This is a genomic window from Pandoraea communis (assembly GCF_902459745.1).
Classification (GTDB): domain Bacteria; phylum Pseudomonadota; class Gammaproteobacteria; order Burkholderiales; family Burkholderiaceae; genus Pandoraea; species Pandoraea communis.
Genome location: NZ_CABPSJ010000007.1, coordinates 39,825 through 62,679, shown reverse-complemented (window position 1 = coordinate 62,679; position 22,855 = coordinate 39,825). Strand labels below are relative to the sequence as shown.

The 22,855-nt window shown below is 62.7% G+C and carries 17 protein-coding genes and 3 pseudogenes; 9 read left to right on the top strand and 11 right to left on the bottom strand.

The features are described from left to right. Window positions 1-185: 185 nt before the first annotated feature. Window positions 186-1,256: a glycoside hydrolase family 113 protein gene (locus tag PCO31110_RS21915; RefSeq protein WP_150691375.1), complete on the bottom strand. Its 1,071-nt coding sequence runs from the start codon at window positions 1,254-1,256 to the stop codon at window positions 186-188. Window positions 1,257-1,390: 134 nt separating this feature from the next. On the opposite strand from PCO31110_RS21915, the pseudogene PCO31110_RS26130 reads away from it, so the two are divergent. The 3 genes and pseudogenes from PCO31110_RS26130 to PCO31110_RS21905 form a co-directional block, all read left to right on the top strand. Beyond that, window positions 1,391-1,510 (top strand): annotated as a pseudogene (locus PCO31110_RS26130) (IS5/IS1182 family transposase); the annotation flags it as partial. 2 nt (window positions 1,511-1,512) lie between these two features. After that, window positions 1,513-1,608, top strand: a pseudogene (locus tag PCO31110_RS26125) (LysR family transcriptional regulator); the annotation flags it as partial. 25 nt (window positions 1,609-1,633) lie between these two features. After that, the gene (locus PCO31110_RS21905; RefSeq protein WP_174979699.1) at window positions 1,634-1,804 is read left to right on the top strand and encodes a TonB-dependent receptor; all 171 of its coding nucleotides are present in this window, start codon (window positions 1,634-1,636) and stop codon (window positions 1,802-1,804) included. A 64-nt stretch (window positions 1,805-1,868) separates the two neighbouring features. Here the strand turns inward: PCO31110_RS21905 and PCO31110_RS21900 are convergent, their stop codons facing one another. Then, the gene (locus tag PCO31110_RS21900; protein WP_150691373.1) at window positions 1,869-3,041 is read right to left on the bottom strand and encodes an MFS transporter; all 1,173 of its coding nucleotides are present in this window, start codon (window positions 3,039-3,041) and stop codon (window positions 1,869-1,871) included. Beyond that, window positions 3,038-4,228 carry a serine hydrolase domain-containing protein gene (locus PCO31110_RS21895; RefSeq protein ID WP_150691372.1) on the bottom strand — a complete coding sequence of 397 codons (1,191 nt, stop codon included), beginning with the start codon at window positions 4,226-4,228 and terminating at the stop codon, window positions 3,038-3,040. The genes PCO31110_RS21900 and PCO31110_RS21895 overlap by 4 nt, the downstream gene beginning before the upstream one ends. A gap of 126 nt (window positions 4,229-4,354) precedes the next feature. Between PCO31110_RS21895 and PCO31110_RS21890 the strand changes: the two genes are divergently transcribed. Continuing rightward, window positions 4,355-5,251 carry a LysR family transcriptional regulator gene (locus tag PCO31110_RS21890; protein WP_150691371.1) on the top strand — a complete coding sequence of 299 codons (897 nt, stop codon included), beginning with the start codon at window positions 4,355-4,357 and terminating at the stop codon, window positions 5,249-5,251. Between the two features lie 132 nt (window positions 5,252-5,383). Here PCO31110_RS21890 and PCO31110_RS21880 read toward each other — a convergent pair whose 3' ends face one another. The 7 genes from PCO31110_RS21880 to PCO31110_RS21850 form a co-directional block, all read right to left on the bottom strand. Beyond that, window positions 5,384-6,154 (bottom strand): ferredoxin--NADP reductase, encoded by a 771-nt coding sequence (locus PCO31110_RS21880; RefSeq protein WP_010807810.1) that lies wholly within the window; start codon window positions 6,152-6,154, stop codon window positions 5,384-5,386. 216 nt (window positions 6,155-6,370) lie between these two features. Beyond that, window positions 6,371-7,402, bottom strand: a complete 1,032-nt coding sequence (galE, locus tag PCO31110_RS21875; protein ID WP_010807809.1) for a UDP-glucose 4-epimerase GalE — start codon at window positions 7,400-7,402, stop codon at window positions 6,371-6,373. A 156-nt stretch (window positions 7,403-7,558) separates the two neighbouring features. Next, on the bottom strand, window positions 7,559-8,935 hold the full coding sequence (gene pelG / locus PCO31110_RS21870; protein ID WP_010807808.1) for an exopolysaccharide Pel transporter PelG: 1,377 nt from the start codon (window positions 8,933-8,935) through the stop codon (window positions 7,559-7,561). Continuing rightward, window positions 8,935-10,581, bottom strand: a complete 1,647-nt coding sequence (pelF, locus tag PCO31110_RS21865; protein ID WP_246189931.1) for a GT4 family glycosyltransferase PelF — start codon at window positions 10,579-10,581, stop codon at window positions 8,935-8,937. The genes pelG and pelF overlap by 1 nt, the downstream gene beginning before the upstream one ends. A 5-nt stretch (window positions 10,582-10,586) precedes the next feature. Beyond that, window positions 10,587-11,720: a polysaccharide transport system component protein gene (locus tag PCO31110_RS21860; RefSeq protein WP_010807806.1), complete on the bottom strand. Its 1,134-nt coding sequence runs from the start codon at window positions 11,718-11,720 to the stop codon at window positions 10,587-10,589. Next, window positions 11,713-13,200, bottom strand: a complete 1,488-nt coding sequence (locus PCO31110_RS21855; RefSeq protein WP_010807805.1) for a PelD GGDEF domain-containing protein — start codon at window positions 13,198-13,200, stop codon at window positions 11,713-11,715. Before PCO31110_RS21855 ends, PCO31110_RS21860 begins: the two co-directional genes overlap by 8 nt. Window positions 13,201-13,500: 300 nt before the next feature. Further along, the gene (locus PCO31110_RS21850; RefSeq protein WP_150691369.1) at window positions 13,501-14,328 is read right to left on the bottom strand and encodes a phosphodiesterase; all 828 of its coding nucleotides are present in this window, start codon (window positions 14,326-14,328) and stop codon (window positions 13,501-13,503) included. Between the two features lie 574 nt (window positions 14,329-14,902). On the opposite strand from PCO31110_RS21850, the gene PCO31110_RS21845 reads away from it, so the two are divergent. Further along, complete coding sequence (locus tag PCO31110_RS21845) at window positions 14,903-15,181, top strand: HU family DNA-binding protein (protein ID WP_010807803.1); 279 nt, start codon at window positions 14,903-14,905, stop codon at window positions 15,179-15,181. Between the two features lie 492 nt (window positions 15,182-15,673). Then, a complete protein-coding gene (locus tag PCO31110_RS21840; RefSeq protein WP_174979697.1) occupies window positions 15,674-16,588 on the top strand; it encodes a CHAD domain-containing protein in 915 nt (304 codons plus the stop codon). A gap of 27 nt (window positions 16,589-16,615) precedes the next feature. Here the strand turns inward: PCO31110_RS21840 and PCO31110_RS21835 are convergent, their stop codons facing one another. Continuing rightward, entirely contained in the window at window positions 16,616-19,048 is a 2,433-nt protein-coding gene (locus PCO31110_RS21835) for a heavy metal translocating P-type ATPase (RefSeq protein WP_150691367.1), read from the bottom strand. A 68-nt stretch (window positions 19,049-19,116) separates the two neighbouring features. On the opposite strand from PCO31110_RS21835, the gene PCO31110_RS21830 reads away from it, so the two are divergent. The 3 genes and pseudogenes from PCO31110_RS21830 to PCO31110_RS21820 all read left to right on the top strand — a co-directional run bounded on the left by PCO31110_RS21830 (window position 19,117) and on the right by PCO31110_RS21820 (window position 22,855). Continuing rightward, window positions 19,117-19,587, top strand: a complete 471-nt coding sequence (locus PCO31110_RS21830; RefSeq protein ID WP_010807800.1) for a Cd(II)/Pb(II)-responsive transcriptional regulator — start codon at window positions 19,117-19,119, stop codon at window positions 19,585-19,587. A gap of 380 nt (window positions 19,588-19,967) precedes the next feature. Then, a pseudogene (locus tag PCO31110_RS21825) lies at window positions 19,968-21,206 on the top strand (NAD(P)/FAD-dependent oxidoreductase); the annotation flags it as partial. Window positions 21,207-21,520: 314 nt separating this feature from the next. Then, window positions 21,521-22,855 carry a putative bifunctional diguanylate cyclase/phosphodiesterase gene (locus PCO31110_RS21820; RefSeq protein ID WP_150691365.1) on the top strand — a complete coding sequence of 445 codons (1,335 nt, stop codon included), beginning with the start codon at window positions 21,521-21,523 and terminating at the stop codon, window positions 22,853-22,855.

Sequence of the window (22,855 nt, the reverse complement as noted above, 5' to 3'; positions counted from 1 at the left end):
CACACGACGATCAGCGTGGCCGGCATCCCGATCAATTTCAACGATTTCATTGATGTGTTGCGTCGACCGGCCGAGTCCACAACCCCAAGCGGTCATCGAACCCGCTCGAATGCAGCCACATCAGGGCATTGTTGGTTTTGACGGCGCCGTTGTGTCTGCGCCGTGCCATCTGTGAAGATGGCCGATCACTGCTGAGGTATATCTAAGACGTACGGCGAGGCGATATCCCGGTAAATGCTGGCGATACGATGGAAAGCCTCCTTAGGCTCCCACGGCGGGATTTCCTGCCCCTTGGGATTATCTTTCGGATAGGTCCTGACCAGAGAAAAACTCATCATGTCCAAGTCTCGCGCTCCCTTCGCATGGGGAAAGGTCGGAAACGAGAACACATAGATGAACACGCCATCGATGCCAGCACCAGTGAGAAGGTTAAGCTGCTCCTCGACGTAGTTCGCCTGCTCGCGTTCACTGCGTGTGGGAACGATGCCGGCGGTAAATATCCCTGTCCCATCGGGATTTACCCCTTTTAGGCGCATAAAGCCGCCGGCGCCAAGCTTGCCTGCGCCCTCATAAGCACAGGAACCGACTTCCATCACTACTAGCGGCTTGCTTAGACGATAGCGGTCCAGCGCCCCCACATACTCCTTTGTCGATTCGTTGCTGCGGTAGTGGTCGATCCCAACGATGTCAAACAGACTCCAGTCCACCATTTCCCACATCCCGGCTGAATAGGTGACCCTCCCTTTGAATTCCTTGCGTACACCTACGACGATTTGCTTGAGAGCTTCGTTTAGCTTGGCTGCTTGAACGCGCAATGCTTCGCTCTCGTTCGCCTGAGCTGCAGTACCCCGTTCTATGAGGCCCTGTATTCGCTCGGTGACGGTAGAGCCTTTGAAGATACCTTCGTTAAACAGACTCATTTCGCAGCCGGCGACGAAGACGATATCTGCTCCTTCAATTCTTATTTGCTCAGCTGCACGCGCAGCTTGCTCAAAATAGGCGGGCAGCTCAACGATCGGCACGTTCATCTTCCATGGGTTGAAGAAGACGGTCAGTCCGGCAGCATGCGCGATGCGCGATGCTGCGACTAGACGTTCAATTTCCTCTCCCTCGATACGAATAGCATTGGCGTGCAATTCGGTTGCGATGGAGTTGATATCGTAAGCGACCAGTTCGGGATCAAAATGCTCTACTGAGTATGGGTTATCGGCCGTGAATTTCAATCCCACGTCATAGACGACGCCGCGATACTTCATATTGCCCGCTCCTTCCTGTGATGTGTATGCTGCGACACGGGGAACGCCCCCTACGTACGTATTCCGCCTCTGCGTTCCGCACGTTTACTTAACCGTGCGGTGCGTGCATTGTAGAGCACTGGTGTCGCCCTCTGGGCGATTCACACCACCTCATCGTCGACGCGCAGAGCGTCCTGCTCGCGGTCATCCTGACAGGGGCGAATCGCCTCGACATTACCCAGATCGACACGCTGGCCGAGACCATTCCACACATTGGGTCGACGTCACCGACCGAATGATCGATGTGATCGAAGAAGGATTCGACGCAGTGATCCGCGCGGGTGAGCCGACGGACTCTCGCCTCACCGCCCGGTAACTCGGGGAGTTCCGATCACACTTTGTTAGACCTGTCGGCCAGGTGCGCCACGCGAATCGCCGGCAAGTCAGTCGTGCTGCGCGCCGCCATCAACAACCTGACGGATAAGCACTACTGGACGACGACGTACAACGGCTTCGTGCTGCCGGGTTCCACCCGTACCTTCCTCGCCAGCGCCACGATGGACTTCTGATCGGCATCTGCGCCGGACACGCACACGCGCTGACGCCCTCGCGTCAGCGCGATCCCGGCAGCCGCTACCGTTGCACTGCCGGGAACCCGCGAAGTCTGGCCATCCATACGACAATCAGCGTGGCCGTCAGCAACGCAAGCAATGCCGGCGAAAACGCGGCCACGCCGAGTCGATCGAGCAAGACACCACCCACGATGCCACCCCCGGCAATCGCCATGTTCCAGACCGTCACCAACATCGACTGCGCCACGTCAGCCGCATCTGCCGCCGCGTTGGCGATCGCCGTCTGAAACAGCGTTGCCGCGCCACCGAACGCGAGACCCCATACGGCCACCAATGCGTACACCACGACCGGGGTATCGCCTCTCATACCGAGTGCCAGCGCAGACAGACCAAACAGCGCCGTGCTGGCAAGCGTGAGTGCGCGCAGATGGCGATCGATCAGGGCACCAACGATCCAGATGCCGATCAACGACATGGCGCCGAACACCAGCAACACGGCGTCGATACGCTGTGCCATGTTCGCTCGCGCCAGAAACGGCGCGATATAGGTGTAGAGGATGTTGTGCGCGAGCACGAAAGCCAATACGACGAACAACACCGGACGGACGCCCGGCACAATGAAGACGCCCGCCAGCGACAATCGCTTGCCTGCGGGTTGTCCGTCAAAATCGGGCACCTTCACGCGCATCCACACCGCGAGCGCCAGTGCCAGCAAGCTCATGATGCCGAAGCACATCCGCCACCCCGTCCAGTGCTCAAGGAATGTGCCGGCCGGCACACCGAGCGAGAGCGCCAGCGGCGTTCCGACCATGGCGACGGCGATGGCGCGTCCCTTTTGATTTTCAGGCACCAGGCGTGCCGCGTATCCTGCCAACAGCGCCCACAGCAGTCCGGACGACACGCCTGCCAGAAAGCGCGCCGCCATCGTCAACCCATAGCTCGGCGACAGCGCGGTCACCCCGTTGGCGATCGCGAAGCCGATCATGACGCTCAACAGCAGCGTACGCCGTCGCACTCCCTGCGTCATCACGGTCAACGGAATGGCCGCCACCAGTGCTCCGATGGCGTAAATCGAGATCGTCTGACCGACCCATGCCTCCGAGACGACGAGACCTTGTGCCATTTGCGGCAGCAAGCCAGCGGGCAACACTTCCGTCAGGAGGGTGACGAATGCCGCCATGGAAAGCGACAGTAACGAAGTCAACGGTAGGCGCTCTTGCGCTCGGGCGTTCATCGTTGCACCTCGATCGCCTCGTAGACGGCATCGCGAAGATCGGTCACCAGGCGACCGGACATGCCTTCCAGTGCAGTGTTCGTGAACGCCACCACACTGAGTTCGCGTACGGGATCGACGAACCACGAATGCCCGTAGGTTCCCCCCATGCGCCAGGTGCCGACCGATTCGGGCGACTGCGCTTCGGCGGGGTCTTTCAGGATCGTAATGCCGAGGCCGAATCCTCGCCCTGGCCAAAATGGCATCGGCAACCCGCCGATCTGATCGGTGGCGAACTCGCGCACGAGCGATTCGGGCAACAGCGGTGCGCCGCCTTTACGCAGCGTTTCCAGCAATCGCAAGAAATCCCCTGCGGAGCCCACCATACCGGCGCCGCCTGAAGGATAGGCATCGGCGTTCAGCGCACGCCCCGGTGACAACCGGAAACCGGCAGTCCCGTCGACGAACGGCACGAAGTCAGGCTCCACCAGACGCCGCGGCACGGGACTGCCGTCGGCATAGGCAGTCGTCAGACGGCGCGCGTCCACGGCAGCAAATGACGTATCGCGCATGCCAAGCGGCGCCGTCACCAGTTCCTCGACGGCCTTATCCAGCGGCAACCCCGTGACGGCTTCAATGACGGCGCCAAGCACGTCCGTCGCTATCGAGTATCTCCACTCGGTGCCGGGCGGATACAGCAACGGCACGCTGGCAATACGCCGAATGTTCTCGAGTAGACTCGTGCGGCTGTCGTCCATGCCGTCGGAGACGCCCGCACGCGCATAGGTGCCATCCGGCACCTGAAAGAACCCATAGGTCAGCCCCGCCGTATGCGTCATCAGATGACGAATCGTCAGCCGCGAGATCGTCCCGTCGGCCAGCATGGGCGAGAACTCGGGCAACCATCGCGTGACCTCGTCGCAGAGCTGTAACCGCCCCTGTGCGATCAAAACCAGCGCGGCGGTGGTGACGATTGGCTTGGTCACGGACGCCAAGCGAAAGAGCGCATCGAGCGCCATCGGCACAGCCTGTTCGCGGTCGGCAAAACCCGCCGCTTCTTGATGGATCAGTTCGCCATTGCGGGCCACCAGCACCACAGCACCCACCAATCGCCCGTCGTCAAGCGCGTCGGCGACGGCGGCCTGAATCGGCGCGACCTGAGGCGTGGGCATCGCCTCTGCGGGTGCCGGAAATGCAGAGATCGTCATAGGAAAGTCCTTTCATTCGTTAACCGTCCCACACGATAGAAAGTCCGCAATTAAAGAAAAAGTGGGCTAGAGTTCCCTTTTATACGGATATTTATGTCCGCAATCACACGGTAATCAGGAGTGAACGTGGAAAGCCTGAGCGGTTTCGTGGTTTTCGTGCAGGTGGCGGAGACACGCAGCTTTGTCGCTGCCGGCCGCCTGCTGGGCATCTCGGCATCGGCGGTCGGCAAAAGCGTGGTGAGGCTGGAAGAGAAGCTGGGCGTGCGTCTGTTTCATCGCAGCACACGCAGCGTGACGCTGACCGCCGAGGGTGCGCTATTTCTGGAGCGCAGCCGTCGTATTCTCGCGGAGATCGAAGCAGCGGAACTGGAGCTATCGCAGGCCAGCACGGCACCGCGCGGACGGCTGCGCGTGAGCTTGCCGATGGTCAGCGCCCTGGTCCTGCCAGTGCTCGGCGACTTCATGCGCCACTACCCGGAGATCGAGCTGGATCTGGACTTTACCGACCGAATGGTTGATGTGATCGAAGAAGGATTCGACGCGGTGGTCCGCACGGGGGAGCCGATGGACTCTCGCCTCACCGCCCGGCGGCTCGGGGAGTTCCGATCACACCTCGTTGCTTCACCTGCGTATCTGGCAAGGCGCGGCACACCGATGGTTCCGGCCGATCTGCAACAACACACCTGCCTGCACTACCGTTTCCCCAACAGCGGCAAACTGGAACCGTGGACGCTGCGGCAAATCCCCGGTGAGCCGGAGCCGCCCATTCCCACCTCCATGGTCTGCAACAACATCGAGACGCGCCTGTGTTTCGCGCTTCAGGGCCTGGGGATCGCCTACCTGCCGGAGTTCGCCATCCGGGAGCCACTTGCCGACGGCCGCCTCCAACCCGTACTCGCAACATATGCACAACGCACCGGCGTTTTTTATGTGCTTTGGCCGGCGAGCAAACATCCTTCGCCTAAAGTCCGGGCCTTGGTGGATTTTCTCTGCGCGAATGTATTCCCCGTCACGAAAACCTGAACGGGCAAGGTCGACAAAAAGCCCCCAAGCGCTGGACTGATGTCCGGCCCTTGGGGGCTTTTTTACGTCTTCGCGCACGGCCTGATTGCGCCGGCAGCGCCCCGTGTACGACTTGGGGCAGGGTCAGATGACTCAGCCCACGAACGCCCGTTCAACGAGGTAGTGCCCCGGCGCGTGGTTGTGGCCTTCTACGAAGCCGCGCTTTTCCAGCAGTTCACGGGTGTCTTTCAGCATGGCCGGACTGCCGCACAGCATGACGCGATCGTTCTCCGGCGAGAATTCCGGCAAACCGATGTCGGTGAACATCTTGCCCGACTCGACCAGCTCAGTGATACGGCCCTGGTTTTCGAACTCTTCACGCGTGACCGTCGGGTAGTAGATCAGCTTGTCGCGAATGTACTCGCCCAGATATTCATGCTCCGGCAGATGCTGCGTGATCAGGTCACGGTAAGCCAATTCGCTGGCGAAGCGGCAACCGTGCACCAGAATGATGTGCTCATAGCGGTCGTAGACTTCCGGATCGCGGATGATGCTCATGAACGGCGCGAGCCCCGTGCCCGTCGACAGCAGATACAGATTCTTGCCCGGCAACAGGTTGTCGTTGATGAGCGTGCCGGTCGGCTTGCGGCCGACGATGACCTTGTCCCCCGGCTTCAAATGTTGCAGACGCGAGGTGAGCGGACCGTCCTGCACCTTGATGCTCAGGAACTCCAGCTCTTCCTCGTAATTCGCGCTTGCCATGCTGTAGGCACGCAGCAGCGGTTTGCCTTCCACTTCCAGCCCGATCATCGTGAACTGACCATTGACGTAACGGAACGACGCGTCGCGAGTGGTCTTGAAGCTGAACAACGTATCAGTCCAGTGGTGGACTTCCAGCACGGTCTGTTGATTCTGAGTACTCATAGTGACTTGACGTTAGACGAAGGGAGGCGGCGCGGCGCATCGGCGGGGCGGATGACCCAAACGCCCGAAATACGTGTGCGCGAGCCATCCTTAATGGCCCGATGCCCGGACTCCAGGTGCAGGTGTACGCACTTTCAGTTTTGGGCGGGAAAACCCGGTTATTTTACCCCAATTGGGAATTGCTTTCATTTGTCCGGTGAAGGGGCGCGGGCGGTTTCAGCGTGACGATTGATATCCATCGGGGTTTTGATGCTGCCAACGCCAGTGATCGGCGCACATGCGCGCAAGATCGTACTCGGCGCGCCACCCCAGCAGCGCGTGCGCGCGCGACGCGTTGGCATACGATGTCCCCACATCGCCCGAGCGGCGTTCGACAATCTCGTACGGCACTTTGCGGCCGCTGGCGGCCTCGAACGCCTGCACGATTTCGAGCACGCTGTGCCCTCGCCCGGTACCCAGATTGACGGTGAAACCCGCGCCCAGCCTGTGCAGGCCGGCGAGCGCCGCCAGATGGCCGCGCGCCAGATCCACCACATGCAGGTAGTCCCGCACGCCCGTACCATCGGGGGTCGGCCAGTCGCCACCGTAGACCTTGAGTTTCGGCAGCTTGCCCACGGCGACTTGCGCAACGTACGGCATCAGGTTGTTGGGCAGCCCCCCCGGGTCCTCACCGATCAGCCCGCTCTCATGCGCGCCCACCGGGTTGAAGTAACGCAACACCCCGACACGCCAGCGCGCATCGGATTTCACCGTATCGGCAAGTATCTGCTCGGCCATCAGCTTGGTGTGACCGTACGGAGTCCCCGTCGAAAGCGGCACCGTCTCATCGATCGGCACCGATGTCTGATAGCCATACACGGCGGCCGACGAACTGAACACCAGGTGCCGCACGTCGTGGCGCTCCATCGTCTCGATCAGCGTCAGCAGGCTACCGAGATTGTTGCGGTAATAGAGAGATGGTTTCTCGATCGATTCGCCGATCGACTTCAACGCGGCAAAGTGGATCACGCCGTCGATCCGATGGCGCGTGAAGATGTTGTCCATGACCGCCGGGGAACAGGCATCGCCTTCGATGAACACGGGCGCACGACCGGCAATACGCTCGATGCGCGCCACTGCGTCGAGATGGCTGTTGCACAGGTTATCGACGATGACGACATCGTAGCCGCCCGCCAGAAGCTCGACACAGGTATGCGAGCCGATGTAGCCGGCACCGCCGGTAACGAGAATGGTGCCCAGATTATTCATGACAATACCTTAGCGACGCCCGTGTGGCGCCTTTGATGCCGCACTGATCGAACAACACGATCACACATGCGAGACCCGCGATATTACTCCAGCCGTCGTTCCCTCGCCAACGGGACGCCAGGCCGCTCGCGCGGCACATCGGCCCGGCCGGGTAAGTTATCCCCTCTGCCCCATGTAAGTGTCGTATTCGAGCGCCGCCAGCCGGCGGGTCAGCCGGTGTGCGCCGAGCGCCAGCACGCACAGTAGCGCGAGCGCGAACCCATAGCCGTAGAGCGCGGGCCCGTATTGCAGACTGGCCCAGGTGAAGGTCGCGTTCAGCACCACCAGAAGCGAGACGAGGACCAGTACGTCACGGCGCCGGTCCAGATAGAACAGCACATTGAGCACACCGAGCAGCAGCACCTGCAAACCTGCCGAGATGACGTCGATGCGCAGCAACGATTGCCACGTCTCGGGCACCCCTACGAACCGCAACATGTCGTCGCCGAACGCAAAGACGAGCAGCGTCACCACGGCCTGTACCTTGAGGATCTCATAGAGCCCGGTGCGCACCGCCCGCACCATCGACACCCGCGACGCAGAAATCTGGCGCAGCGTGCCGCCATGCCGTACGGCATCGAAAAAACCGGTATAGGCTTCGGCAAAATCCGTCTCGATCCGCAGCAGGAACACTGCCATGCCCGGAATCACGCAAAGATACGACAGGAACACCGGCAGATCGTAGATGGGGGCAGCGCGCAGCGGTCCGATGATAGCGATGCCGGTCACTGGCGACGCCCAGAAGATCAACTTGTCGATCCACGCCCCCAACCCGAAGCATACCCCGACGCCAACCAGCGAAAGCCGCAGATTGCGCGGCTCGAAGACCGACCACGACAGCCAGGTGGTGGTACGGTAGTTACGCACGACAATGGCGGTCAGCCCCAGTAGCAGACATGTGTGGCCGATCACGAAGCCGCCCAGCAGGCCCGTAAGTCCGAAGCGCCCGAGCAGTACGGCACTGACCACGCTCAGGCTGTACCCCAGGCAGAACACACCGAGAATCGCGCGATATTGCTTTACGCTCGTGAGGAACAGCACCACGATCCACAGATTGCCGAGCAACACGAAGCCAATCCACATCAGCCAGCGATAAGCCAGCGGCAAGGCCGAGAAGAGCGTCTGCGACAGAACGAGCCCCATCACGCCGAGCACGACGGTGGTGACCAGCGTCACGGCATTGAACGCCGGTATCACCGCCTGCGGATCGCCCGCGAACAATCGATCGCTCAGATAACGGGTGAATGCCAACTGGATCAGTCCCGTCACCATGACGCTCGACGCAATCAGATACGTCACCGAGACCTGAAACTGCGTCAGCACCTCGTGCGGATGGACGCTGGCCAGACTCATTAGCCCGACAAGCACCACACCGAGCATCGACAGCACCAGCGGACCGGCGCTGATGATCCCCGCATAGCTGTATGCGGCGAAGGTGCCCGAAAGCGTGTCGCTGCGTAGCAAACGCCGCAACTCGAAACCGATACCCGCCATCAGTCACCCCCTCCGTCCATCCAGCGCTCGTATAGCGTGCGATACGCATCGCGCAGGGTGTCAAGCCGGTAGTAGCGCTCGACACGTGCGATGCCGGCGCGGCTCGCGGCGTGCCATACCTCGGGCTCCAGCACCTCGACGATGGCGGCGGCCAGTGCCTCTGGGTCGGCCATCGGCACGATGCGCCCCGAGCAGCCAAGCGCGCGGTCCTCGGCGCCGTTGCCTTCGATCAACTGACGGCACGCACCGACATCGGTCGCCACGACCGGCACGCCGGCCGCTGCCGCTTCGAGCATGACCAGCGGCAAAGCTTCGGAAACCGACGACAACGCCAGCACGCCGATTTGCGGCAAGACCGATTCAATGGCGCGATACCCCATGAAGCGCACCTGATACTCCATCCCGAGACTTGCGGCGAGGTCCCGGCACTCTTGTGCATAGGCGGTATCTTCGGTGTCCGGCCCGACGATCCAGCCCTGCAAGTCCGGCCGTGCCCGGTAGGCAATGAAGATGGCGCGTAGAAACGTCTTGATGTCTTTGACGGGCACCACGCGCCCCACCAGTGCCACGACCGGGGGGATGTCCGCGCGGTCCGCCTGCGCATCAGTCTCACGCCGCACGACACGCAACGCCGCAAAGCGTGCGATGTCTACGCCGTTCGCAATACTGTGCGTCTTGTGCGCAGGCGCGCCATCACTCACCTGACGCTGGCGGCTGCCCTCATACAGCGAGACGATCTCGTTGGCCGTGTCGTAACACACCCGGCCGATGGCCTCGAAGAACCGCATCCACAGGCTCTGGAAATAGCCAACGCGCGAGATGTCGCGCTCGAGCGGACCGCGATTGTCACGCAACCATTCGCTTTGCAGCAGGTCGAGCTTGCGCTCTTTCGTGTAGCTGCCGTGTTCGGTCACGAGCAACGGGCGGCCGGTGCGCTTGCTCAGCATCGTCCCCAACAGCCCGGCATACCCCGTCGACACTGTGTGATACATGCGAGCCGGCGGCAAGGCCCCGGCGATCCCTGCCAGTTGCCAGATCGGCTTGTGCATCGCACGTATCGTCCAGAAGTAATCGGTAAACGACGGGTCGTGGCAGTAGCTTTCGTAGCGCTGCGTGATGAAATCCCAGGCACGCTCGCTATGGAGAAATTCCGGCTGCGCCAGCGCCTGAGCCTTGCCCAGCATCGGCAAAATCCGCGACAGCATGGCGTGCAAATCGTCGACACCCATGTCGTCGGTCGCGCCATCACGCCCATCGCGCCCATCGCCCGCTTCGTGCCGCTGACGAAACAGGTCGTGCATCCGGGCAATCTGCGCGAATGCGCTCACGTCGCCCGAGCCCCGCCGCGTTCGCGCCTGGCTGGCGGCCGCGCCCACCGGGGTGTCTGCCGTCTCGTACAGATAGTGCGCCTCGAAGTGGACGACGTTCGCCGGCATCGGATAGACGGGCGCGCCGTAGTCGTCCCGGCGGCTGCCGATGAACACCACCGAGAAGGTCAGATCGGGAAACGCGCGAATGAGCATATCGACCCACGCCGACACCCCGCCCCGCACATACGGGAAGGTGCCTTCGAGGAGCAGCGCGATGTCGGCGGCCTCGCCTGACGGCCGCGAAGTCGGAAGATCGCCGTGCGGGCGCATTGGCATGGGCCCTAACGTGTCCAGAATCGTACTGCGGGCTGCACCGCCTGCGAGGCTGTCGCGCCTCTGGCGCCCTTCGCACTCGCCCCCAGCCCGCCAAGCAGTTGCGCCACCCGGTCATAACGACGCTTCTGAAACGCGGCTTCCGCCAGCCAGGGCAACAGGCGCTCCGTCGGGAAGCTGTGAAACTGTGCCTGGCGCAGGTACATCTCGGCGACGTCGGGCGTCTCACGCAGTAGCGCACAGCGGCCGAGGAGGTACCACATCGAGGCGTCGTCGTCGTGCTGCTCCAGTGTGTCGCGTGCGAACTGCTCGACTCGCTCCATCGTGAAGCGCAGCACTTCGCCACGCACCAGATTCTGATAGATCAACTCCCAGTACAGTTGAGCGAGATGCCGGCACGCATGGGCGCGCTCATCTTCGTCCTGCGCTGCCGCGTGCCGGTCGCGCATCGCGTAAATCTGCTGCATGATGCGCTTCTCCATCCCGTCGAGAATGCCGTACGCCAGCAAGCGCACCTCTTCCACGGGATCGGCCAGCAGGTCGCGCGCGATTTCGCTCGTCACCCGCGACGGCAGCGCCTGAACCGATACCAAGGCCGCCACGCGATCGTCGCGCTCGCCACGCAGGTTGCGCAGGCGCGCCCTCAGCCGCATTCCCGCGCCATGCCGTACGCGCCCCACCAGATGCGATATGAAACCAGGGGGCGTCACCCGGCCAGCCACCACTGCCTCGCTCGGCGGCGGAAACAGGTAGCCGATCAGGAGCACGCCCAGCACCACGCTCAGGCCCGCACCGGGTAGAAAGAAGGTGATGAGCGCGATATGCCAGAACGCGCTGCGCCGCCCGCGATAGCTTGCCGGCACCACGCATGTCGTAAAACCGCCCGCCAGCAACGCCGCGACGGCTTGCCATCCCAGCACCGCCGACATCGACACCAGTGGCATCGCAACGCCTCCCGGCTGAGCATCCCAAACCTCGCTCTGCATGACGAGGCGCAGCGCCTGTGCTTGCGCCCCCACGGCAAGCGCGGCAAGGCCAAGCGTGCATGCCCAACGCAGCAGACACAGGCCGCTTGCGCCATCGCTTCGACGCAGCCGCCGGCCGCTCGTCGCGCGCTCGTCCTTCGATGTGGGCTCAGGCATGGTCGACGCACCGCTCCATCAGCTTGAGAAGTCCGGCGCCGGGCGCGTCGGCGTCCACATGTGCCGTGTGCACCGCAATGTGCCCCCTCTGGAAATCGACGTCGTACTGTTGGCGCAAGAGCGTCTCCACACGCAGCAGATAGCCGTCGATACCGTGCTCGTCCGTGATCGGCATCAGGGCAATCGCGATCTGCCGGCGTGGTGTGCCGATGGTCCATAGCGCGTCGAGCGCGCGGCGCTGACGCACCGTCTGCTCGAACAGCGAGTCGCCCCGTGCACCCCGCGGGAACGCCAGTGCAACGAGCGAAGACTCAATGCCGCTCGCCCGCTTGAGCCGCGCCAGACGCCCAAGCTCAAGCGCGAAATCGTAAGGCGCCTGGGGCACCGATTCCCGGACGCTCGCCACCAATGGCTGATGCGCCACGCCATCGGCGTAGTAGGCAAGCAGCACCAGCAGCAATTGCAGATTGTCATGATTGAGCGCGAGGAACGGCATGCGACGCACGATCAATACGCTGATCAACGTGCCATCGGTGTCGAGCAGCGGCGCGCAGGCGAGATAGGGACTGGTGTCGCTAGCGGCGTCGTCGGCGCGCACATGCGCGAGCGTCCCCTCCTGCAAACAGTGCCGGACAAGCGGGTCGTCGGCATCCGGCTCGAACCCCTCGCCGACACGCGCGATAGGCGTCGTGACGAGGTGGCCGGCGCGCACGGGAAACAACGAGGCGACTTCAATCTGGCAGGTGAGCGACGCGAATTCGAGCATCGGCTGCGCATTCGGCAAGCCACCCGCGTGGCCATGCACATCCCCGGCTCGCCGCACGGAAAGCTCACGCAGGCGCGTCAGCGCATCACGCAATGTCACGGGACGTGCCAGCAGGTCGCGTTCGAGCCGTTCGTGAGAAACACGCAGGAGATATTGGTTGTGTGTGATCGCCACGAGCCGGTCGCTGAAGTACGCATTGATGCCCTGCGCCCGATTTGTCCGGTGAGACCAGATGTCGCAGAAGTGTCCGGCGATCAAAACCGCCGTCATGCCGCCCGCAAAGTGCACTATGGGAAACGGACCGCCTGCCGGTGCGCACAGCGCATACCAGGCCGCCGCGAGTACCAACCCGCTCGCAGCGCCCGCCAGCGCTCCGTAGCGCAATGCTGCGACGAGTGCCGCCAGCCATAGCCACGGGAACTGCGTGCCAAGCAGCAAGGGATCGTCCGGACGCAACCGCCAGGCGACAAGCACCGCGAGTGCGGTGCCGCCCAGCACTTCAAGCATGGCAAAGGGACGTGCGATAGCCGGGGCGATCCAGCGCCCCCACCGCCCGAGATTGCCGAGCGGCTGCGAGCTGCGCACGCGTGCCGGCGATTGGGCATTGCGTGCCGGTTCGGCTTCGTTGGGCGTAGCGGCGGTCACGTGGTGTTCGCGGAAATTGAGATCAACCGGGTGCGCGCGCGCGGATTCGATGGTATCGCGGCGTCGCATGCCATCGAAATGCCCGGCGCGAAACGCGGGCGTTCGCGCAAGCGCTGCGCGATGGCGGTTTGCATGATTCCCCGTTATCGGAATGTGCCCGGCCCGGCATCTTCGGCCGGTGCTTCGGGCGGCGGATCGACAGGTCTCCTGGCAAGACCCGTCGCTCCCGTCCCGCGATACTTCCCCGGCGGGGCGGCCTGTGACTGCTGATCCGAACTGATCTCTTATGTTTGATGGGAATGAACTTTACACACGCCCAGTCCTACTTTCGTCCCCATTTTCACCTTGCCGGAAACCCGCATGAATCCGTCAGGAGACCGATTCACCGTCGAACGAATACGGTCCATCGTGCGGGCCCACATAAGCCAGATGCGTACGAACACCCGCTCCCGGTTGCCACAGATGCAACGCGAAGCCCGGCGGCTCGAGTGCAATCGTCCCTGGCGCACCGGGCGCGAGTCCGAGCGTGATCTGGTGCGCGGTCGACACGCACGTACTTGCCATGACGCCGGGCGCCCCCTCGACGCTCGCCTGAATGCTCCGGTGCAAGTGACCGCAGATCACCCGTTCAATGTGACGATGCCGTGACGTCACACGCGCGAAACCTGCGCGCCCTTGCGCCGTAAGGCCGTATCCATCCATGAACTCGATGCCCGTATCGAACGGCGGGTGATGCATGGCGATGATCGTCGGGCGTCCCGCGCACGCATGCAGTTGCTCATCGAGCCAGGCAAGCCGGTCTTCACACAAATGACCACCGGCATTCGGGGGATCTTGCGTATCGAGCGCGAGCACGGTCAGTGGCCCGAGATCGACTCGGTACTGCACGAACTCATGCCCCGTATGTAGATAGGCATGCTCCGGAAACGCGGCGCGCAGCCCTTCGCGGTGATCGTGGTTCCCGACCACCAGATACAGCGGGATTGTGAGTTCCGCAAGACACTCGCGAAGTACTTCGTATTCCGATAGATGCGGCGTATCGATCAGATCGCCAGTGGCAATGACGGCATCGGGCCGCGGCGTCCAGCGATTGATGGTGGCAATGGCGCGGCGCAATGCCTGCGCGGTATCGACACGCCCGCAGGCAAGCAAACCGGGCCGTGTGATATGAAGGTCGGTGATCTGACAGAGCAGCATGAAGGCAATTCCTCAAAAGCGTACTGCGACGCGCCCCACCGATCGTCGCCATTCGAGTGTAGGACGCACGCAGCGGTACGTAGTCGATCGTGCGGCGCCACGCTAGACATTGCAGATGACACGCCAATGAATTCCGGGCAATACGGACACTGTGTCAGCAATGCCAACCAAAAGTCGGCCCGCAACGCAACCCCTATTACGTTAGGGGAAACCTGCAAAGCCCGCCCAGCAAGGGATTGCGCGCGATGGTGACCGGAGATGCCCGCAGTTACCGGGTTTTTATCATCAAAAACGAGAAAGTACGCGGCATGTCACAACAAAATCGCCGCAAACCATTGTCAGGACTGGCCCACAGCCCGCCGAAGGCTCTATAATGCGGCTGCCCGGCCAGTGCCGGCGCCCTCTCGATACGTGACTGACCCAATTTTCGGATCGTGTTTGCGTGACGTATCGCGATGGCGATATCCTGGCGTGCGCCGCGTGCCTTATGGCGCGGATACAACACCGACACTCGCCAAATGGCGGAAGTGTTAGAGTTGTCGCCGGTATTCACCACCTCTCAAGGGAAACACACATGAACAAACAGGAACTGATCGACGCCGTCGCTGGTACTACGGGTGCAAGCAAGGCTCAAACCAACGAGACCCTCGACGCCGTGCTTGAGGCGGTCAAGAAGGCCGTTGCCAAGGGTGACACGGTTCAGTTGATCGGCTTCGGCTCGTTCGGTTCGGGCAAGCGTGCCGCACGTACCGGCCGCAACCCGAAGACCGGCGAAACGATCAATATCCCGGCAGCCAAGACCGTGAAGTTCACGGCTGGTAAGGCGTTCAAAGACATCGTGAACAAGAAGTAACACCAGTTGCGCGCAGGCTGGCCTTCGGGCCAGCCTATCTTTTTGCTCACATGGCCGTCCTGCGGCTTGTGGCATTGGACGCGTGTCACGTCATCCTCTCGCGAGGTCCACGACTGATGTGATGCTGCGCGCCTCGCGGGTGTCCTGCGTGCCGAATCCTCGGAGACCGGGCGCCCGCGGCAGCTTTACCCCCGCTTTTCCTTCCGGCCGCACTCTCCTGCCGATACGCTTCGGCAACGCGCCCCTTGTCATGGCCTGCCGTTTCGGCTGGCACGACCGATTTGTCTTCGCAAATCGCGGCGCCGCGACCCTGCGCGTCATCGCGCCGCACCCAATTTTCCCCAGATCATTTCCCAAAGCATCTATGCTATGTTGGGTGACATGACACGCGTGACGACAGCGGCCATCGCCGCCTCCGGTGAAGTTTCACCCGCGGCCGCTCCGGCTGATGAAGAGGCTATCGCGCCGCCCGACGCCCGACACATGCGGCACATGTCGGCTTCGCGCCTGCTTGTCGCGCTCGCCGCGTTTCCTCTGAGGCAGTGGCCATCATTGCCGGACACCCCAGAGAGCGACGCTCACCACGGGGCCTTCGACCCCGAAGTCATTCACCAGTTGCGCATTGCGACGCGCCGTCTGCGCGCGCTGATCGACGTCTTCTCGCCATGGCTCAAGCCCCGCTGGCACCGTCGGCTGAAAGCCGAATTGCGCTGGCTGGGGGAAGCGATGGGCCCCGCGCGAGATGCCGACGTGCTGGCGACAACGACGCTGCCCGCATTGCGTACCGAGCATCCCGATATCGACTGGCCGGCAATTGACGCTCATGTGGCGAAACTGCGCAGCGACGCCCGCGCGCACGCCGCCGAGGCGCTCGCTAGCGAACGTCAGCGAGCATTACGTGCATTGCTGTTGAAGGCTTTCGGCATCGGAGAAGATGGTTACGCCGACCTGCGAATCGCGAAGGCGTTGCGGTGCCCTTCGCGCACACCAGGCAAGCGGCCGCGCGCGCTAGCGAAGCACGCTCACAACATACTCCGTGCCCGTTACGTTGCGCTATTTCCGGATTGCCGTCAGTTGGCGATGCTCGACACCGGGCAGTTGCACGCGTTGCGCGTGAAGGTCAAGAAAGCCCGTTACAGCGCCGAAGCCTTGACACCGTGGCTCCGCAAAGCGGTCGGCACGCCCTATCAGGGCACACTGCACGCCGCCCAATCCTTACTGGGGCAGCTCAACGATGCAGTTGTGGCTCAGCGAGCCTTCGAAGACATGCCGATTTCGGCTGCGCAGCGCGACATATTGATCGGACGCCTCGACACGATCATCGTGAACGCAACCAGCCGCGCCGCCCATATCCTGTGTCAATTGCCCGACGCGCACACCCTTGAGCGCGGCATGCGCGAGGGCTGAACCTCAGGCGGCAGGCAATCCGAGGGCTCACGCCACCTTCGCGCGCAACAAGCGCATGCCGTTGGCGATGACCAGCAGGCTAGCCCCCACGTCGGCGAACACCGCCATCCAGAGCGACGCCAGCCCGGCGATGGCGAGCGCGAAGAACACCGCCTTGATGGCGAGCGCCACAGCGATGTTCTGCTTGAGCACGGTCGCCGAGCGCTTCGATAACGCGAGGAAGGCCGGCAGCTTGCGAAGATCGTCGTCCATCAACGTGACGTCGGCCGTCTCGAGCGCGCTGTCGGTCCCCGTCATGCCCATTGCGAAACCGACATCTGCGGCAGCAAGCGCGGGGGCGTCGTTAATGCCGTCACCGACCATGCCGACGTGCCCAAACGCCTCTCGCAACGCCGATACCGCCTGCCATTTGTCTTCCGGCAGCATTTCCGCACGCACTTCGCTCACACCCGCCTGCTGACCGATGACCCGCGCAGTGGCACGGTTATCTCCCGTCAGCATGACGGTGCGAACGCCCATTTGCGTGAGTCGCGCAATCGCCTCGCGGCTTTCCTCCCGCAAGGTATCCGCCACAGCCAGCACCGCAAGCGCTTGCGTTTCGCTGGCCAGCACAATTGCCGTGCGGGCCTGCGCTTCGAGGCGGTCCAACTCAGCCTCCACGTTCGCGTTGCACACCCCAAGCGACTCGATCAGACGGTGATTGCCGAGGTAGTACAGCGTTTGGCCGACGCGCCCCTTCACGCCCATGCCGACGAGCGCCTCGAAGTCTGTCACCGGCGGCAGTGCACCGAGCCCGGCTTGCGTGTGGCCGTCGACGACCGCGCGGGCGATGGGGTGCGTAGTCTGCGCGTCGAGCGCGGCGGCGAGCGTCAACACGTCGTCGTGCGACGTTTCGCCCAACGGCACGACATCGGTCAGGCGCGGCTCGCCGCGTGTGAGCGTACCCGTCTTGTCGACGGCCACGGCCCGGATCAGGTGACCACTCTCCAGAAATGCGCCGCCCTTGATCAGGATGCCGGCGCGCGCCGCCGCTGTCAGACCGCTCACGACCGTGACCGGCGTCGAGATCACCAGGGCACACGGGCACGCGATCACCAGCATCACGAGCGCCTTGTAGATCCAGGGCGACCAGGCCAGACCAAAGGCCAGCGGCGGTACCAGCGCGACGAGCAGCGCGCAGATCACAACTGCCGGCGTGTAGACGCGCGAGAACTTGTCGACGAAGCGCTGCGTCGGCGAGCGCTGCTGCTGCGCAGACTCGACGATGCGCACGATGCGGGCGAGTGTCGTATCGCCCGGCGCAACGTTCGTGCGATACACGATGAGACCGCTCTCGTTGATACTGCCTGCATAGACTTCGTCGCCCACCGTCTTGTCGACAGGCACGCTTTCGCCAGTGATCGACGCCTGATTCAGTGCGGAGCTGCCTTGCTCGATCACGCCATCGATGGCAATGCGCTCGCCCGGGCGCGCTCGCACGCGTGCGCCGATCGGGAGCGATGCCGCAGGCACATCTGCCCACGTGCCGTCCGCCTGTTCGACCGATGCCTGATCGGGTGCCAGACGCATGAGCGCTTCCACGGCACGGCGAGCGCGCGTGAGCGACGCGGCTTCGAGTTTTTCCGAAAGCGCGAAGAGGACGATCACCATCGCGGCTTCCGGCCACTGCCCGATGAACACCGCCCCGATCACAGCCAGCGACATCAGGAAATGGATGTTCAGCGTGAAGTGTCGCAGCGCGATCCAACCCTTCTTGAGCGTGGGCAGGCCGCACGCCAGAATGGCGACGGCCACCATGGCCCCCACCCAAGGGCTGTGTTCGGGCATGCCCGACCAGACGGCAGCTTCGCTTGCCGCGGCCAGCACGCCCCCCACCATCAGGCGCGCAACATCGCCCTTATGGCTCGCGGGAGGGGGTGCGGCGTTCGCGTTGTCTCCCACGAGCGGCACCGGCGTCATCCCCAGCTTGCGCAACGTCCCGGCGACCGCCTCCCCGTGCTGGGCGACATCGGCGGCCGACGCGCTACCGTCGAAAACAACCGTCAATTCCCGCTTGAGAAGATTGAAATACAGGGCGTCGACGCCCGGCCGATGCTCAAGTTGGTCTCGGATGAGACGCTCTTCCGTCGGGCAATCCATCTGATCGATGCGGAATCGGGCCTGCGGCGCGCCGGTCGAAGGCACTGGCTCGACGAGGGCCAGATTTGCGTCACCGGCGCAACAGGACGAGCCTTCGTGCGCATGTGCTGCATCTGAGGCGCGGAGCACGGCATGATCGTGCGCACGAGCGTGATCATGAGCATGCCCGTAATCGTGGTTGTGATCGTGATGATGCGAATGATCGTGATGCTGCCCCTGATCGTGGCGATGCGCATGACTCGGATCTTGCCCGTGGTCATGTACCTTGCGATCTGCCGCCGTCGAGCCCGCCAGACGAGCCGAATCCGAGGGGTTGGACATGTGAACTCCTGGTTTCTTGATTCGTGTTACCCTGCATTCAAAACCCTGTAGCGACTACGGAGTCAAGTATGAAAATCGGAGAACTGGCCCGGGCAGCGGGCACCGATGTCGAGACGATTCGCTATTACGAGCGGGCCGGCCTGCTGTCGGCCCCGCCACGCACGGATGCTGGTTATCGCACCTATGGTGAAGACCATCTGGAAGCCCTGCGCTTCATCCGCCATTGCCGCTCGCTCGATATGCCGCTCGCGGATGCGAAGCGACTCGGTGAACTCGCTCACGACACGAGCGTGACGTGCGAAGACGCCAACCAACTGATCGAAGCGCACCTCGAGCGGGTGCACACGCGCATTCACGAGTTGCAGGCACTCGAACAACAACTGCTGCATCTTCAGGCGCAATGTCATAGCCGTCACGAAACAAGTGACTGCGGAATTCTGCGTGCACTCATGCAAGGCGCACACGGCGAAGCCTGTGCTTGCCATACCGATACCGATCCGATCGAAGTCGCCTGCGATCACAATCATCTGCACGCGTAAATTTGAAGGGATGTCACCGTAGTGGTGGCGCCCTTCTCGCCGCTCTTGGAAATCCTCTCGGCAATCGCAAGCGCCCGCCACTTCAGAAAGCGCACGTTCGCCAACACTGAACCGGCGCGCGCCTTTCAAACCCTTTCCTCATCCTGCATTGCGCTGAACGCCGCGATGATTGTGATGAATGCCCGCGCTCCCCGCGAAAACAAGGGCAAATCAGCTCAGTTTCTATACAATGTCCCGCACGCGCCGCGCCAGCAGCGACTTGTTCGTGTGAACAACCATGGCGTGCCGTTCAGGAAGTGCGCATCGATATGTCGCAATCCGTTCCAATTTTTTGCTCATTTGTCGGAGACCTTATGTCCAGCGACGTATCCGCTACGCCAGCACCCGCGACGGAAAGTAGCGCCGACATCGTGATCATGGGCGCTGGCGCTGCGGGGATCTCCGTGGCGGCCAGCTTGCGCCGACGACGTGCGTCGCTCTCGATCACGATCGTGGACCCGGCCGACACACACTACTATCAGCCAGCGTGGACACTCGTCGGCGCAGGGGAATTCGACGCCGCGCGCACCGCGCGTCCGATGGCAAGCGTCATCCCTGAAGGGGTGACGTGGGTCCAGGCGGCGGTAACGGCTTTCGCGCCGGATCGTCAGCAAATCCTGCTCTCGGATGGCCGGCGTCTCGGCTACCGCTACCTTATCGTCGCGCCGGGCCTTCAACTGAATTGGGAAGCCATCGATGGCTTGACCGATACACTCGGCCGCAACGGTGTCACATCCAACTATCGCTTCGATCTCGCCCCCTATACATGGTCGCTGGTTCGCGAATTCAAGGGCGGCAACGCGCTGTTCACGCAGCCGCCGATGCCGATCAAGTGCGCGGGCGCACCGCAAAAGGCGATGTACTTGTCCGCCGACACATGGCGTCAGCATGGCGCGCTGGACAAGACGAAAATCGAATTCCATCTCGTGGCGCCAGCGCTGTTCGGTGTGAAAGATTACGTCCCCGCGCTCATGGAATACGTGAAGCGATACGGCATCTCGCTCAATCACCTCTCGCATTTGCGTGCGGTGGACGGCGAACGGCGCGTTGCCCGTTTTGAAATCTTCGACGCCGACGGTCAGTCGCAGTTTATCGACAAACCCTTCGACTTCCTGCACGTGGTACCACCGCAAAGCGCGCCGGATGTGCTGCGCGCAAGCCCGCTTGCCGACGCGGCCGGTTGGTGCGAAGTCGATCCGGCAACCCTGCGCCACGCGCGCTATGCCAATATTTTCGGCTTGGGCGATGCCATCTCCGCGCCGAACGCCAAGACGGCTGCCGCTGCGCGCAAACAAGCCGTCGTCGTCGCGGAAAATCTTCTTGCTGCCATGGACGGCCACCCGCTCGCCCTGCACTACGATGGCTATGGCGCTTGCCCGCTCACGGTGGAACACGGCAAGATCGTGCTTGCCGAGTTTGGCTACGGCGGCAAACTGCTGCCCACGTTCCCCATCGACGGTACGCATGCGAGCCGTTTTGCCTGGGTATTGAAAAAATACGTGCTGCCAAAGGTTTACTGGGATTTCATGCTCCGCGGTCGCGAATGGCTGGCACAACCCAGCCGCGCCGGCCATAGGTGAAACCCGGACTCAATTTTCAATGATGGGTGCCGTTAAAAGTCAAAGGACCCGGTGTCGCAACCGGGCACGAGCTTCTGTCGGGCCACGCCTTGCGCGCGGTCTGCCGGATGGCGAGGGATGTGGTGCCGTGGCCGGTGTCTCCCACCCGCTCCTCGCCTGACGGCCGACACATTTACGCGTCTTATGCTGAACATGATTCAAGGGTTTTCCGGCGGCACGACCTGTTCGACGCGTGGGCTTCCTCTGTCCGCAGGCATTACACGCGGCAATGACAAACGTTCAACCGTACGGGGCACGCCTGCCCGTTTGCCGAGATGAACGATACCAACGCGCTGCGACGACAAGTCGTCCTTGCCGATCTGCTGCTGGATCGCCAGCGGCTGTTACGTGCCCTCAGCCTGGAGTTGCGCACCCCGAGTCCACCTGGCAGCCACAGTGCGCTGGTGGTACTGCATGTGGGCCGTGGTCAGCGCACGGCAAGCAGTCAGGCCGCCATTTCGGATGCCGACCTGCTCGCCACCATCGCGTTTCGCATTGGCTCGCGCATTCGCCGCCGCGACCTCATCGGTCGCGTATCCGATCAGCAGATTGCCATCTTGCTGCGCGACCTGGGCAGCCGCGATGCCGCCTCGCAGATCACGCGCCGCTTTATCCGGGCCGGCGAATCGCCCGTGCCGTGCGGGAATGGCCTGCTGTATCCGATTCTCTCGGCAGGGGTAACCCACCTGCCGCAAGTGCCGGTCTGGCCCGCCACGCTGCTCGAGCACACTTCGGACGTCGCCGATCAGGCCATTCGGGAAAGCGCGTCGCGGTTTCTCGTGACCGAAGCCCCGTCTGCCCCCACCGAAGGCATCACGCCGCCGGACGAAGCGGGCAACGAGCACTATTGGCGTAACACTATCGGACGCGCTCTGTCGGAGTCCGAATTCCGCCTGCATTACCAGCCGCAGATCGACATGCGTACGCACCGGCTGACCGGTCTCGAAGCGCTGATCCGCTGGCAGCGCGACGACGAACTGATCATGCCGGGCGAATTCATCCCGGCCGCCGAGCGCTGCGACGTCATCGGCCCCATCGGTGAATGGACGCTGCAAGAGGCTTGCCGTCAACTCGATCAATGGCAGACGGACGGTGAGGAATATCCGCGCGTGGCCGTGAACCTGTCGGCACAGCAAATGCGCGTGCAGACACTTGAGACGGTCCGCTACGCCCTCAAGCACCATCGGGTGCCGCCGGACAAGCTTGAGATCGAGATTACCGAGTCGTCACTGATCTCCCATCTCGACGAAGCCGCCACACTGATGAACGAACTCGTCGCGATGGGCGTTCGCCTGTCGCTCGATGACTTCGGCACCGGCTATTCGAGTTTCGTGCGTCTGAAGCGCTGGCCGTTCGGCACGGTCAAGATCGATTATCAGTTCGTCGCCGGCGTGCTGCTTGGCGGCTACGATACCGAGCTGATCCGAGCCATCATCGCGATCGCGCGCAAGCTGGAGATCGAAACGGTTGCGGAGGGTGTCGAGACCAGCGCGCAACGCGACGCACTCGCGTCACTGGGTTGTCACGCCTGGCAGGGGTATCATTGCACACGCCCCCTGCCGCCCGGGCATATCGAGACATTCATTCGCGACTGGCACGGGCGCCTGTAA